Source organism: Chitinophagales bacterium, from assembly GCA_041392475.1.
Classification (GTDB): Bacteria; Bacteroidota; Bacteroidia; order Chitinophagales; family UBA2359; genus JAUHXA01.
The window spans coordinates 638,989-656,456 of sequence record JAWKLZ010000003.1; the positions used below are offsets into that span (position 1 = coordinate 638,989).

Annotated in this window: 1 protein-coding gene (running past one end of the window); it reads left to right on the top strand. The window is 47.8% G+C overall.

Going from position 1 to position 17,468, the window contains the following annotated elements; translation table 11 throughout:
• A protein-coding gene (locus R3E32_25470; protein ID MEZ4888103.1) for an SdrD B-like domain-containing protein crosses the window boundary here: on the top strand, positions 1-17,348 show its final stretch. 21,508 nt of this gene lie to the left of the window's left edge; 17,348 of the gene's 38,856 nt are visible here — the last part of the coding sequence; its start codon lies beyond the left edge, outside the window; the stop codon is at positions 17,346-17,348.
• The last annotated feature ends 120 nt before the right edge of the window (positions 17,349-17,468 follow it).

Sequence of the window (17,468 nt, forward strand, 5' to 3'; positions counted from 1 at the left end):
GGGCAATCGGAAACCTAGGTGTTCAAGAAAGCGTCACCTTAGTAGTGACTGCAAAAGCGACAACCACAGGCACATTCACCAATGTTGCACAAGTAAGTGCTGCAAATGAACCAGACGTTGATTCAACTCCAAACAATGGCAATGCACAGGAAGACGACCAAGACGATGCGGTTGTAACAGCCACAGGCGTAGCCGATTTGGAATTGACCAAAGTAGCAAGCAACTCCAATCCTGGCGTAGGCGAAATGTTCCAATACACCATCACCCTCGTCAATAAAGGCCCTTCGGCTGCAACCAATGTAGAAGTAACCGACAACTTGCCAAACACCATTGGTTTGGGTGATTTCACCACTTCACAAGGAGACTTCAATGGAAGCGTTTGGGAAGTTGGCACATTGGCATCAGGCGCAACGGCTACCTTGACCTTAGATGTAGTCGCAAACATGGTGGGCGAAATTGAAAACATTGCAGAAGTCACTGCAAGCGACCAAAACGACCCCGATTCAGAAGTCGACAACGGCAATCCTGACGAAGACGACCAAGACAGCGCAACCGTCAATCCAAAACAAATTGATTTGGAATTGACCAAAACAGCAGATGCTACTTCCTTAAACATTGGCGACCAGTTCACTTTTACCATTGAGTTGGAAAACAAAGGCCCATCCGATGCAACAGGCGTTCAAGTATTCGACCAATTGCCAGGTGAGGTGAACTATATTTCTTCCTCCGCAACGAGAGGTAGTTATGCAGAAGGCACAGGAATTTGGAACATCGGAACTTTGGTAAATGGCGGAACGGAAACCCTTGAAATCGTGGTCGAAATCACAGAAGCCACCACCATCAAGAACGTTGCACAAGTTTTGGCAGCAAACGAACCCGACAAGGATTCTACTCCAAACAACGACAACGGCGACCAAAGCGAGGACGACGAAGACAGCGTAGAAGTAGCAGGAGAACAAATTGACTTGGAGTTGAGCAAAACAGTGGACAACACCCAAGTCAACGTAGGTGAAAATATCATTTACACTTTGACCCTTATCAACAAAGGCCCTTCCGATGCAACAGGCATTGAAGTCACTGACCAATTGCCCGCAGGATTGACCCTTGTAGGAACAACAGGCGATGGCTCTTATGTTGGAAATATTTGGACAGTAGGCGACTTAGCAGTAGGCGCAACGGCAACTTTAAACATTGAAGTAACTGTAACGACCGAAGACGAAGTAACCAACAGCGCAGAAGTCACCGCAGCCGACCAGCCAGATTTCGACTCTACACCTAACAACGACATCCCGTTTGAAGACGACCAAGACGAAATCACCATTGGCGGAATTGCAGCCGATTTGGAAGTCGTCAAACAAGTGAACACAACACTTGTCAATGTAGGCGAAAACGTGGTGTTTACCATTGAAGTACAAAACAATGGCGGAGCAAAAGCGACCAACGTAACCGTAACAGACGAATTGCCGCAAGGCTTAGATTTTGTTTCTGCAACCGTTACAAAAGGTAGTTATGACGAACAAACAGGAAATTGGACCATTCCTGAAATCCATGTGGGCGAAGATGAAAAACTGACCCTTACTGCAAAAGTAACAGGCACAGGCCCTTTCACCAACACCGCACAAGTAACGGCAAGCGACCAACCCGACCCAGATTCTACACCTAACAACGATGTAGAAGGAGAGGACGACCAAGACAGCGCAACCGTTGGAGGTGAATCCATCAACTTGTCTTTGACAAAAGTTGCAAGTGTCGAAAGCATCAATGTAGGCGAAAACTTCACCTACACCATTGACGTGACCAACACAGGCCCAAGCAATGCAACAGGCGTTGAAGTATTCGACCAATTACCAACAGGCGTGAGCTTCGTAAGTGCTTCTGCAAGCACAGGCACTTACAGCAGCAACACCAATGTATGGGTAATCGGAAACTTGGACAACGGTTCAAGTGCTACCTTAACCATCATTGCGAAAGTCGAAGCAGCAGGTGACATCACCAACACTGCACAAGTCAGCAAAGCCGACCAACCCGACACCAATTCTACTCCAAACAACAACATTGAAGGAGAAGATGACCAAGACAGCGACACCATTACAGGCGTACAAATTGACTTGGAATTGACCAAAACCGCAGCACCCGAATCCGTAGGCATTGGTGAAGAAGTGACATTCACTTTGGAAATCACCAACAACGGCCCATCGGATGCAACAGGCGTTGTCGTGACCGACAATTTGCCTGCAGGCGTAAGTTTTGAAGAAGCCAATGGCGATGGAACTTACTCTGGAAGCACTTGGACAGTAGGCGATTTGGCTGCAAACGCAACAAAGAGTATTGAAATTGTGGTGACAGTAAACACCGAAGGTGAAGTAACCAACGTGGCGCAAGTCACCGCAGCCGACCAACCCGATGTGGATTCTACACCGAACAACAACATCTTGAGTGAAGACGACCAAGACCAAGTAACCATTGGAGGAATTGCAGCCGATTTGGAATTGACCAAATTGGTGAATACGCAAATCGTGAACATTGGCGATGAAATCACTTTCACCATTACAGTAGAAAACAATGGTTCTGCAATTGCAACCAATGTAGTCGTGACGGATGAATTGCCAGCAGGTTTGGGCTTTGTTTCTGCAATGCCAAGCGTAGGTAACTTCAATGAAGCAACAGGCGAATGGAGCATTTCGGAATTGTATATCGGCGAGTCAGAAACCTTGTTGATTACTGCAACAGTTGATGCCGCAGGTAGCTTTACCAACACCGCACAGGTAACGGCAAGCGACCAACCCGACCCAGACTCTACTCCCGACAACGATGTAGCAAGCGAAGACGACCAAGACAGCGCAACCGTTTCAGGTCAAGCCATCAACTTGTCTTTGACCAAAACAGCCGATGCGACCGAAATCAATGTAGGCGACAATTTCACCTACACCATTGAAGTCAGCAACGCTGGCCCCAACAACGCAACAGGCGTAGTCGTATTCGACAACCTGCCAGAAGGCGTGACTTATGTAAGTGACATCCCAAGTAGAGGAACATACAGCGACAACACAGGACAATGGAACATCGGCAACATCGCTAAAGATGAAACCGTTACCTTGACCGTCACTGTAAAAGTAGAAGAAGCGGGTACAATCAACAACATTGCACAAGTCAGCGCAGCCGACCAACCCGACACCAATTCTACACCAAACAACAACGTACCAAGCGAAGACGACCAAGACAACGCAGAGGTAACAGGTGTTCAGATTGACTTGGAATTGAGCAAAACCGCCACTCCAACAACCGTAGGCGTGGGCGACGAGGTGACATTCACATTGACATTGACCAACAATGGCCCATCCGATGCAACAGGCGTAGTCGTGACCGACAACTTGCCTGACGGTTTGACCCTTGACGGTTCAAACGGCGATGGTTCTTATGCAAATGGCATTTGGACAGTAGGTGATGTGGATGCAAACGAAACCGTCACATTGACCCTCACCACAACATTGGATGTGGAAGGTTCTGTAACAAACAGTGCAGAAGTGACCGCAGCCGACCAACCTGATGTGGATTCAACTCCTGAGAACGACTTGCCGTTTGAAGACGACCAAGACGAGGTGACAGTGGGCGGAACAGCAGCCGATTTGGAATTGACCAAAACAGCGAACAAGACTTTCTTGAACGTAGGCGATGAAGTAACATTCACCATTACGATTGAAAACAACGGCGGTGCAAATACCGACAATGTAGAAGTAACCGACCAATTGCCAGCAGGGTTAACTTATGTAAGTTCTGACCCAAGTGTGGGAACATATAACCAAAACACAGGCGTTTGGACAGTAGGAGAATTGTCTGTTGGTGAGTCTGAAACATTGACCATTGTAGCCACATTGACCAGTGCAGGTCCAGTTGTAAACGTTGCAGAAGTAACGGCAAGTGACCAACCTGACCCAGATTCAACACCTGGCAATGACGATATCACCGAAGACGACCAAGACGAAGTAAGCGTTTCGGGTGCAATTATCAACCTTTCATTGACCAAAGATGTGAACAAATCTACTGTCAATGTGGGTGAAAACGTAACCTACTCCATCGTCGTTTCCAACGAAGGTCCTTCAAAAGCAACAGGCGTACAAGTATTGGAAGACTTGCCAGTAGGCGTATCTTTTGTAAGTGCTGCTCCAAGTTCTGGAACGTACAACAAAAACACAGGAATATGGACAGTTGGCAGTTTACAGCCACAAGCCTTTGCAACTTTAGCGATTACCGTCAAAGTAATGCAAGCAGGTGATATCACCAACGTTTCGCAAGTATCGGCAGCCGACCAACCAGACATCAATTCTACACCCAACAACAGCGACCCAACAGAAGACGACCAAGACAGTGAAACCATCACAGGTATTCAAATTGACTTGGAACTCGACAAAACGGTTTCGGACAGCGATGTAGGATTGGGTGAACCTGTTACCTTCACATTGACTCTTGAAAACAAAGGACCTTCCGATGCAACAGGCGTAGTTGTGAAAGACAAATTGCCGATTGGCTTAGAATACGTGATTGACGACAGCAATGGCGATTATGATGACGCATCAGGAATATGGACAGTAGGAGCTTTAGCTGCAAACAGTACAGTGAGCATCAATATCACTGCAACGGTGGAAGTACAAGGCGAAGTAAGCAACTCCGCCGAAGTAACCGCAGCCGACCAGCCAGATATCGACTCTACACCAAACAACGATTTCCCAAGCGAAGACGACCAAGACGAAGTGACCATTGGAGGTTCAGCAGCCGATTTGGAATTGACCAAAGCGGTAAGCTCTGCCATTGTGAACCAAGGCGACCAAGTGACTTTCACTTTGACAATTGAAAACAACGGTTCTGCAATTGCTACCAACGTAGTCGTTACAGACGAATTGCCCGACGGTTTGACCTACGTTAGCGACAACCCAAGCAAAGGCAACTTTGACCAAACGACAGGCGAATGGAGCATCCCAGAATTAAACGTGGGAGAAACCGAAACCCTAGAAATCACCGTCACAGTAGATGGTACAGACAGCGTGACCAACACCGCAGAAATCACCGCAAGTGACCAACCCGACCCCGATTCTACCCCCAACAATGGCGTAGAAGAAGAAGACGACCAAGACAGCGTCACCGTAGGCGCAAATGCCATTGACTTGAGTTTGACCAAAGCCGTCAGCCAAACCAATGTATTGACAGGCGACGAAATCAACTACACGATTACCATTACCAACGCAGGCCCTTCAATTGCCACAGGCGTAGTCGTAGCCGACCAACTACCAGGCGGATTAGCCTTCGTTGATGCGGCTGCCACCAAAGGTACGTATGCCGTAGGTTCTGGAAATTGGACAATTGGAGAATTGGCAGTTGGAGCATTTGCAACTTTGGAAATCACCGTTGAGGTGACAGGTGAAGGACAAATCTTGAACGTAGCACAAGTAAGTGCTGCAAATGAACCAGATGTAGATTCTACGCCAAACAACAACAATCCTGATGAAGACGACCAAGACGAGGTAGAAATTACCACCGTTGGAGTTGCCGACTTGAAATTGGATAAAACCGTCAATAACAGCGATGTGAACGTAGGCGAGAATGTCATCTTCACTTTGACATTGACCAACGATGGTCCACTTCCTGCAACGGGCGTACAAGTGACCGACCAATTGCCAAACGGTTTGACCTTCGTAACAAGTAACGGCAATCAAGGAACATACAACAATGCAACAGGATTGTGGAATGTAGGATTGTTGAACGCAGGAGCAACTGCAACATTGGAAATTGAAGCCACTGTAACATCGGCAGGTACGATTACCAACTCCGCAGAAGTAACCGCAAGCGATCAAGACGACCCAGATTCAACTCCCGACAATGACGACCCAACCGAAGACGACCAAGACAGCGTCAGCGTAGGCGGAGCATTAATAGATTTGAGTTTGACCAAAGCCGTCAGCCAAACCGAAGTTAATGTAGGTGATTTGATCAACTACACCATTGACTTGACCAACATCGGACCATCTGATGCAACAGGCGTACAAATAGCAGATGCCCTTCCTGGAGGCGTATCGTATGTAGCCTACTCCGCAACATCAGGAACTTACTCGGCAGGTTCAGGAATTTGGAACATTGGAAACGTTGAGGCAGGCAGCAGCGAAACATTGACCATTACCGTTACTGTTTCGGGTATTGGTACAATTACCAATACCGCACAAGTGAGCGCAGCCAACGAGCAAGACAGCGATTCTACACCGAACAACAATGTGGCCGAAGAAGACGACCAAGATTCAGTCGATATCGAATCTACGGGCGTTGCGGATTTGAAATTGACCAAAAACGTGAGCGAACAAATCGTGAACTTGGGCGACAATGTGACTTACACAATCACTGTCACCAACGATGGCCCTTCAACAGCAACCAACGTAGCCATTGAAGACCAACTACCTGACGGAGTGACATTCGTAGAATCTGACACCAACGAAGGTAGCTACGATGAAACAACAGGCATTTGGACAGTCGGTACGCTTCAAAATGGCGCATCTGCAACATTGGAAATTGAAGTAACCGTAAACTCTTCCGACAATGTTACCAACATTGCCCAAGTGAGTGCAAGTGACCAAAACGACCCTGATTCTACTCCTGACAACGATGTACCTACTGAGGACGACCAAGACCAAGTAACCGTTGGAGCAGAAGTGATTGACATAGAATTGGAGAAAACAGTGAACGTCGAAACGGCAGCCGTTGGCGACATCGTTACCTATACTTTGACGATTACCAATCAAGGCCCATCCGATGCAACAGGTGTTGAGGTATTCGACCAATTGCCTTACCAATTGAGTTTTGCAGGTAGCAATGGTGCTGGTATTTACAACTACTTGTTGGCGACATGGTTTGTAGGAGATTTGGATGCTGGTCAAACAAAAACCCGTCAAATCAATGCCACCGTAAACCAAACAGGTACAATTGAAAACATCGCACAAGTGAGTGCAGCCGACCAACCTGATGCAGATTCAAGTCCGAACAACAACGACCCCGAAGAAGACGATCAGGACAACGCCATCTTTGAAGCATTGGGGGTAGCAGATTTGAGTTTGACCAAAACAGTGAATCACGAAGTAGTGGGCGTAGGAGAAAATGTAACCTTCACCATCACCGTCCAAAACAGCGGCCCTTCCAATGCCACAGGTGTTGATGTGACCGACTTGTTACCGACAGGCTTCAATTTTGTAAGTTATACATCGAGTCAAGGAGCTTACAATAGCACAACTGGACTTTGGACAGTTGGCAACTTGGCAAATGGTGCAGCAGCGATTTTAAGTGTGAAAGCAAAGGTTACAGCCGCAGGCATTACGACCAATGTAGCACAAGTGACTTCCAGCAACCAAATTGACCCCGATTCTGAACCCGACAACAACAATCCAACTGAGGACGATATAGACGAGGTGGACGTTGAAGGATTGCAGATTGACTTGAGGGTGAACAAAATTGTGAACCAAGATGCGGTCAATGTGGGTGAAAATGTAACCTTCACCATCAGCGTAGTAAACGACGGCCCTTCAACAGCAACAGGTGTTCAAATCTTCGACCAATTGCCAGGTGGATTGAGCTATGTCAGCAGCACACCTTCAATCGGTACGTATGCAGCAGGTAGTGGCACATGGTCAGTCGGAACATTGGAAGTCGGTGGTTTTGCGAACATCACCATCACCGTCAAAGTTGACCAAGCGGGAACGTTTGACAACATTGCACAGGTGAGCGCAGCCAACCAACCCGACAAAGACTCAACGCCAGCCAACAACGACCCAGAAGAAGACGACCAAGACAATGCCCTTGTCAGTGGTGTAGCGATTGATTTGGAATTGACCAAAGACGCATCACCCGAAAACTTAGGTATTGGCAGTATCTTCCAATACCACATCACCGTTACCAACAACAGCGAATTTGACGCAACAGGCGTTGAAGTGACCGACAACTTGCCAACTGGTGTATCTTATATGAACCAAGAAGCAGACGCAGGTACTTACGACCAAGTTTCAGGTATTTGGACGATTGGAGATTTGGCAGCAGGCGAAAGTGTGACTTTGGACATACAAGCCAAGTTGAGCAAAGATGGACAAGTGACCAACGTAGCGCAAGTGAGTGCCGCCGACCAGCCAGATGTGGATTCTACTCCCGATAACGACAATCCGTATGAAGACGACCAAGACGAAATCACCATTGGTAGTTTTGCAGCTGATTTGTCCTTGAACAAAACGGTCAATAACCCGAATGTGAATGTCGGTCAAAACGTGATTTTCAACATTACAGTTGAAAACAATGGTTCTGCAATTGCCACAGGCGTTGAAGTCACCGACCAATTGCCAGCAGGATTGCAGTTTGTGAGTGCAGATGTGAGCGCAGGTACTTTTGACGAAACAACAGGTATCTGGACAATCGGACAATTGCACGTAGGCGAAGAAGAAACACTTCAAATCACAGCAACGGTACTGCAAGGCGGCAGCGTGACCAACTCAGCAGAGGTAACAGCAAGCGACCAAGCCGACCCAGATTCTACGCCTGACAACAATGTGCCAGCAGAAGACGACCAAGACGATGCAACGGTTTATGGCAACGAGATTGACCTCGCATTGGTGAAATACACTGAAGCAAGCACTGTCTATGTAGGCGATCAATTCACTTACTTGATTGAAGTAACCAACGAAGGTCAGTTCCCTGCAACAGGTGTTCAAGTTTTTGACAACTTGCCTTCAGAAGTGGTTTATGTTAGCAGTCAATCCGATGCAGGAACATACAGCCCAGTGACAGGAATTTGGAACATTGGCAATATGCCGATTGGTCAAACAGCCATGTTGGCGATTCAGGTGGAATTGGTGAAAGGTGGATTGGTTATCAACGAAGCGCAGGTAATTTCCAGCGACCAACCTGACTCCGATTCAAGTCCGAACAATAGCGACCCAGAGGAAGATGATCAAGACAATGCCATTATTGAAGGAATTGAAGTGGATTTGGAATTGACCAAAAACGCTTCTCCAACACAGGTGAACTTGGGCGAAAATGTGACTTACACATTGCAACTCTTCAACAACAGCGAATATGCTGCAACGGAAGTAGAAGTAACAGACTTGTTGCCTCAAGGTTTGACCTTTGTAGGAGCAACTGCAAGTCAGGGAACATACAACAGCACAACAGGTATTTGGACAGTAGGCAAAATATTAAAAGGTCAGACTTTGACACTTGATATTGTCGTAACAGTAGATACACAAGGCGAAATCGTGAACGTAGCGCAAGTCAGCCACGTACATGAGCCAGATGCGGATTCTACTCCAAACAACAATGTGCCTACTGAAGACGATCAAGACGAAGTGACCGTAGGCGGCATTGCAGCCGACTTGGAATTGAACAAAACTGCCAGTCCGCTAATCGTCAATGCCAATGGTCAAGTCACCTTTACCATAGAAGTAGAAAACAATGGTAGCAGCCCCGCGACAGGAGTCGAAGTAACCGACTTATTGCCAGCAGGTTTGACCTTCATCAGCGCAGACGCAACGAAAGGCGACTACAATGCCGAAACAGGACTTTGGACATTAGGCGGCTTGATTGTCGGTGAATCCGAAGTATTGACCATCATCGCAACCGTGAACGGTACAGGCAGCGTGACCAACGTGGCGGAAATTACGGCAAGTGACCAACCTGACCCAGATTCCACGCCAGGCAATGGCGAAGACGGCGAGGACGACCAAGACGAAGTGACCGTTATAGCAAGTCAAGTCGATTTGACATTGACCAAAGTAGCTGAAACCGAGAATGCATTGGTGGGTGAAACAACTTCTTTCTTCGTCACCTTGAAAAACGAAGGCGAATATGCTGCAACAGGTGTCACTGTTTTGGATGCACTTCCAGCAGGTTTGACTTACAGCAGTTTCACTTCAACCAAAGGCACATACAACCCTAACACTGGTATTTGGACAGTTGGCACAGTTCAACCAGACGAGGAATTCATGTTGCGAATTTGGGTGAACGTGACCGAGCCAGGAACGATTACCAATACCGCAGAAGTACATACGGCAGACCAACCAGATGTAGATTCTACACCAGCCAACAACGTTGAAGGAGAAGACGACCAAGCAAGTGCAACCATTAGCACGATTAGCGATATTGACCTTCAATTGGAGAAAACGGCAAATGTGGAGTCTGTCAAAGTAGGACAGCAATTCTCTTACACATTGACACTCACAAATGACGGTCCTTCAAAAGCGACCAACATTGAAGTGTCTGACCAGTTGCCGACAACCGTATCTTACATTGGAGCGAATGCTTCAAAAGGTATTTACATTTCTTCAACAGGCGTTTGGGAAATTGCAGAATTGGCAGTGGGCGCAAGTGCCACATTGACCATCAATGTGACCGCATCAGCCGAGGGTTTGGTAGTGAACACTGCACAAGTGAGCGCAGCCGACCAACCCGATTCTGATTCTACTCCAGCCAACAACGACCCATCGGAAGACGATCAAGACGACGCAACGGTCAGCGTATCGGGCAAAGTGATTGACTTGGAGGTAATCAAAACCGCAAATGTAGAAACGGCTACGATTGGCGACCAAATTACCTACACCATCACTTTGACCAACAAAGGCCCCGACCCTGCAACAGGTGTTCAAGTATTCGACCAATTGCCAGGCGGCGTTCAATACGAAAGCAGCTCGGCACAAGCAGGTACTTACTCTCCAGGTGCAGGTGTTTGGAATGTAGATAAAATGGCAGTCGGTCAAACGATTACCTTAGACATCGTGGTGACAGTCGAACAATTGGGCAACATCACCAACACTGCTCAGGTAAGTGCTGCAAATCAAGACGACACCGATTCTACACCAGCCAACAACGTATTGGCAGAAGACGACCAAGACCAAGTAACCGTAACGGTGACAGGCTTGGGAACAATCGGAGATTTCACATGGTTGGACAACGACGGAAATGGCGTGTTTGGCCCTGGCGACAGCGTATTACCAGGTATCACAGTCACCTTGACCTTCCCTGATGGAAACACTCAAACCCAAACGACCAATGCAGATGGTGAATACTTGTTTACCGACTTGGAAGCAGGAGACTATACCGCTACAGTGGGCAATGGTCCAACAGGAACAAACCTCACTACGGCAGGTGAATTTGACATCACATTGGGCGATGGCGATTCCTTCCTCAATGCAGATTTTGGATTCCAACCTGCTCCACCACTTGGCACGATTGGCGATTTTGTTTGGTTGGATTTGAACGGCAATGGCTTGTTCAGCCCAGGTGAAAGCCCATTGACAGGCATCACATTGACGCTGACCAAACCAGACGGCACGACTGCAACGGCAACCACAAATGGAATTGGTGAATACTTGTTCACCGACTTGCCAGCAGGAGCATATACCGTAACCGTAGGCGATGGCCCAACAGGAACGACCTTGACAACCCCTGAATCTTTCGATATAGACTTAGGCGTTGGACAAAACTACTTGTTGGCAGACTTCGGATTTGAGCCAGCACCAGAAGACGGTACAATCGGAGATTTCGTTTGGTTGGACTTGAATGGCAACGGTATCTATGGACCAGGTGAACCTGCTTTGTCGGGTGTAACCGTTACCTTGACTTATCCTGATGGAACAACTGCAACAACTGTTACGAACAACGATGGCGAATACCTTTTCACAGGCTTGCAAGCAGGTGAATACACGGCAACAGTTGGCGATGGTCCAGAAGGTTCGAGCTTGACTACTCCACAAAGCCTCGATATTAACTTGGGCGCAGGACAAGACTACTTGTTGGCAGACTTCGGATTTGAGCCTTCACCCGAAACAGGAATCATTGGAGATTTCGTTTGGTTGGACTTGAATGGCGACGGATTGCACAGCCCAGGCGAACCAGGTATTCCAGGTGTAGCGATTACCTTGACGCTTCCTGGTGGTTCGGCAACAGTTGGTACAACGACTAACAATGACGGTGAATACCACTTTACAGACTTGGTGCCAGGTGATTATGTGGTGACAGTCGGCAATGGGCCAGTGGGTTCATCTTTGACAACTCCACAAAGCTACAATGTAGGATTGGGCGCAGGGGAAGCCTTCTTAGATGCAGACTTTGGTTTTGCACCTTCACCAGAAGACGGCACGATTGGCGATTTCGTTTGGTTGGATTTGGACGGCAATGGCTTGTTCGGTCCAGGCGAACCAGGTCTTTCAGGTGTAAGTGTTACTTTGACTTATCCTGATGGTTCTACTGCAACGACCCAAACCAACAACGATGGTCAATACCTATTCACTGGCTTAGAAGCAGGTGACTATACTGCAACAGTCGGCAATGGCCCAACAGGTTCTGTATTGACAACTCCTAATCACTTCGACATTGACCTAGGCGTTGGAGAAGACTATTTGACGGCAGACTTCGGATTTGAACCCGATGCAGCTTTGGGTACGATTGGCGATTTCGTTTGGTTGGATATTGACGGCGACGGCAATCAGGATGCGGGCGAGCCTGGCATCAATGGTGTAACTGTTACCTTGAACTTGCCAAACGGTTCTACTGTCACAAAAACCACCAATGCCAACGGACACTATCTGTTCCTCGACTTAGAAGCAGGAGCCTATGTAGTGACAGTCGGCAATGGCCCAACAGGAACAATCTTGACGACTACCGAAAGCTACAATGTAGTATTGAGTACGGGTGAAAACTTCTTGGTTGCAGACTTTGGATTTGAGCCTGCCCCAGAATTGGGTACGATTGGCGATTTCGTTTGGTTGGATTTGAACGGCAACGGATTGCACAGTCCAAATGAGCCAGGGATTTCAGGGGTAACGGTTACATTGACCAGACCTGATGGCACTACTTCAACGACTACCACCAATAATGACGGCGAATATTTGTTCTCTGACTTGCCAAAAGGTGAATATACCGTTGCAGTAGGAGAAGGCCCTGCCAATACAACTTTGACAACTCCCGCTTCCTTCAATGTGAGCTTGGACGAAGGTGAAGACTATTTGACAGCCGATTTCGGATTTGAGCCTCAAAACGGTACAATTGGAGATAGAGTTTGGTCGGATTTGGACGGTGATGGCGTACAAGATGCGGGTGAACCTGGCATCACAGGCGTAACCGTCACTTTGATTCATCCAAATGGGTTCACCGAAACAACTTCAACAGGCACAAACGGCAGCTACTTATTTGAAGACTTGGCAGCAGGTCAATACATCGTGACAGTTGGCAATGGTCCAACAGGAACGACCTTGACAACAACCGATACCTACAATGTGGACTTGAGCAATGGCGAAGACTACGTATTGGCAGACTTTGGATTTGAGCCTGCCCCAGAATTGGGTAGCATTGGAGATTTGGTATGGTCTGACTTAGATGGCGACGGAGTGAGAGATGCGGGTGAACCTGGCATTGCAGGGGTAATCGTTACCCTTACTTATCCAAACGGTTCTAACACAACTACTGTGACCAATGGACTAGGCGACTACCTCTTCAATGACTTACCAGCAGGTAACTACACCGTAACGGTTGGCGCAGGCCCACAAGGTTCTACCATCACTACTCCAACTACTTACAGCGTAGGATTGGATGAAGGTGAAGACTTCTTGACGGCAGACTTCGGATTTGAACCAGCCGCAGAGTTGGGAACAATTGGAGATTTGGTTTGGTCGGACTTGAACGGCAATGGCGTGAGAGATGCGGGTGAGCAGGGCATTGCAGGTGTAGTCGTTATTTTGACCTATCCAAGCAACTTGAGCATCACTGCAACGACTGACAACAACGGTAACTACTTGTTTACCGATTTGCCAGCAGGCGATTATGTGGTGACAGTGACTCAAGGCCCAGAAGGTTCGACTTTGACAACCCCTCAAACCTACAATGTGGGCTTAGATGCTGGTGAAGACTACCTATTGGCAGACTTCGGATTTGAACCAGCCGTAGAACTGGGCAGCATTGGAGATTTGGTTTGGTCTGATTTGGATGGCGACGGTGTGAGAGATGCGGGTGAGCCAGGTATTGCGGGAGTAGTCGTAACGATTACTTACCCTGACGGAACAACCGAAAGTACAACTACAAACGGCTTGGGTGAATACCTCTTTGAAGGTTTGCCAACAGGCAGCTACACCATTGAAGTAGGCGCAGGGCCACAAGGTTCAACTTTGACGACACAAGATAGCTACAATGTGAGCTTGGCAGAAGGTCAAGATTTCTTGGCAGCAGACTTTGGATTTGAGCCAGCCGCAGAGTTGGGCAGCATTGGAGATTTGGTTTGGTTGGACTTGAACGGCAATGGCGTGAGAGATACAGGCGAACCTGGCATTGGCGGAATTGTGGTGACTTTGACCAATGGCGACATTACGCTTACGACTACAACGAGCGGCAATGGAAACTACTTGTTTGGCGACTTGCCTGCAGATAGCTACACCGTAACGGTAGGCAACGGTCCTGGTGGCGCAACATTGACGACCGCAGGTAGCTTCAATGTGAACTTGGTGGAAGGTCAGGACTTCTTGACCGCAGACTTCGGATTTGAACCAGCCGCAGAATTGGGCAGCATTGGCGATACAGTCTTTAGCGACTCTAACGGCAATGGCGTTCAAGACAATGGCGAAGTTGGATTGCCGAACATTGCAGTGACTTTGACCTTGCCAAACGGCTCGACTTTGACGACTTCAACGAACAACAACGGTGAATACATCTTTAGCGACTTGCCAACGGGCAATTACAATGTGGCAGTAGGCAACGGGCCAAATGGTTCAACCATCACAAGTCCATCTGCTTACAATGTCGGATTGGACGAAGGCGAAGACTTCTTAGATGCAGACTTTGGATTTGCACCAGCCTCTGGTTTGGGTAGCATTGGAGATTTCGTTTGGTTGGATGCGGACAAAGATGGCGTACAAGACGAGGGTGAAAACGGCATTGCAGGAATCACCGTAACGCTTGTCTATCCTTCTGGCATCACTGCAACAACGACCACCAACGGCAACGGTTTCTACTTGTTTGACGACCTTCCTGCTGGTACTTACAATGTATTTGTCGGTGCAGGCCCAGCGAACACCAACTTGACAACCGCAGGAAGCTACACCGTTGATTTGGACGAAGAAGAAGACTTCTTGGATGCAGACTTTGGCTTTGCACCAGAAGAACTGTTGGGTGCAATTGGCGATACGGTATTTGAAGATACCAACGGCAATGGCGTTCAAGATGCGGGTGAAGGTGGCATTGCAGGTATCACCATCACTTTGACCTTGTCTGATGGCAGTACGCAGACTGCAAGCACAAATGGTATTGGAAAATATCTATTTGATGAATTGCCAGCAGGTGATTACATTGTTGAAGTAGGCGCAGGACCAGAAGGTTCGACCTTGACGACTTCGGGTAGCTTCAATATCAGCTTGGATGCGGGTGAAGAAGATTTGACGGCAGACTTTGGATTTGAGCCAGCCGCTGAGTTGGGTTCTATTGCAGGAACTGTGTTTGAAGACACGAATGGCAATGGCGTTCAAGACCCAGGTGAGCCTGGTATTGGAGGAGTGATTGTGTTGTTGAGTCCTGATAATGGACCAAACATCATCACCACAACCAACGGAAACGGCGTGTATATTTTCACAGGTTTGCCAGTGGATGGCTACACCGTAAGCGTGACGAATCCGCCAGCAGGTATGAACCCAACGACTTCAACTACGCAAGTGGTGGACTTAGGCCCTGGTGAAAACGTGACCGATGTGGACTTTGGTTTCCAACCTCAATTGGGTAGCATTGGTGACTTTGTGTTCACCGACTTAAACGGCAATGGAATAGCAGATGGTTTGGACTTCGGAATTGACGGTGTGACGGTGACATTGACCTTGCCAAATGGCAGCACATTGACAACGACTACCAACGGTCAAGGATTCTATCTCTTTGAAGACTTGCCAGCAGGTGATTACACCGTGACAGTGGGCGCAGGTCCTGAAAATACGGTCTTATCGACTACTGGTAGCTACAATGTGGATTTGAGCAATGGTGAAGACTTCTTGGATGCAGACTTTGGATTTGCGATTGACGGCGGTGGCGGCGGACAGGAGATTTGTTCTCTTGAATATACGCTTTGTGCAGAGCCCATCAGCCCTGTTGAGGTATGTCCTGAGTTCCCATGTTTGGAAGAAGGTTGGCAATTGCAGTCTGCAAAAACGACCTACAATTGCAGCTTGAATATCATTGATAACTGCTTGCGCTACACTGCCTTGCCTTTGTTTGCAGGCAACGATACGATTCGCATTATTGCTTGTGATGCTTTCCAATGTGATACGGCTTATGTCTATATCACAGTGACTGAAAACTGCGCTCAATCGGTCAACAACGCGCCTATTGCAGAAGACGACTTGACAATGACCGAGGAAGATACAACGGTGAAAATTCCTGTATTGAACAATGATAGCGACCCTGACGGTGACCCAATTTCTGTGACTTCGTTTACCGAGCCTTCAAACGGTACGGTGGTCTTATCGGGTGGAGTTTTCATCTACACGCCAGATCCTGACTTTGTGGGCGTTGATTCGTTTACCTATCAGATTTGCGACCCAGAAGGTTTGTGTGACTATGCAACGGTGACAATTGAAGTGCGTCCTGGCGAATGTAGCAATGAGTTGTTCTTCTGTACTGAACCTTTGACTCCGCTTCAAATTTGCCCTGAGTTCTGCGACCTTCAAGGTAGCGATGATGTGGTGATTACCAACGCTCACACGACTTACAACTGTAGCCTTCAATTGGGCGACGATGGCAAGTGCTTGCAATACACGGCTCTACCATTGTTTGCAGGTATGGAAACGGTGACGATTGTGGGTTGCAATGGCGATGGTATCTGTGATACGGTAATGGTGAAGATTCAAGTGACGGGTTGTGGTGATGGCGACGGCGGTACCGTAGAGATTGGTGACAATGCGGGTGATACAACGGTTACGCCTGTGGGTGTGCCAAACGTAGAAACGGATACTCCTATGGACGGAGGCGATGATGGTACTGGCGGTGACGAGGACAGTGGTAGCGGTAAAACTGCTCACCCAAGCAAGGAAATGATTGGTTTGGATGAAACAAAACTGATCATCAACAGCTTGATTCCTGTTCCTGCGATTGACTTTATCAACGTGACCTTTACTTCACAAGATGGTGATGCCATGATTTCTATCTTTGACTTGACTGGTAAATTGCTCGACCAAATTCCTTACCGTACTGAGAACGGTATGAACATGAAACGTATCGACATCACGGCTTATCCTACGGGTGTGTATGTGATTACGATTGAGGTGAATGGTCAGGTGAATAGTAGTAAGTTTTTGAAGAAGGGGAATTAAGTGATTGGTGGACTGGTGACTTGTGATTGGTTACTGGTCTGATATGATTTGATTTTTTTGGAATCGGCAATTGGCTTCTGGGAGGGAGTTGGTTGCCGATTTTTTTTGTTTGTAGGAGAG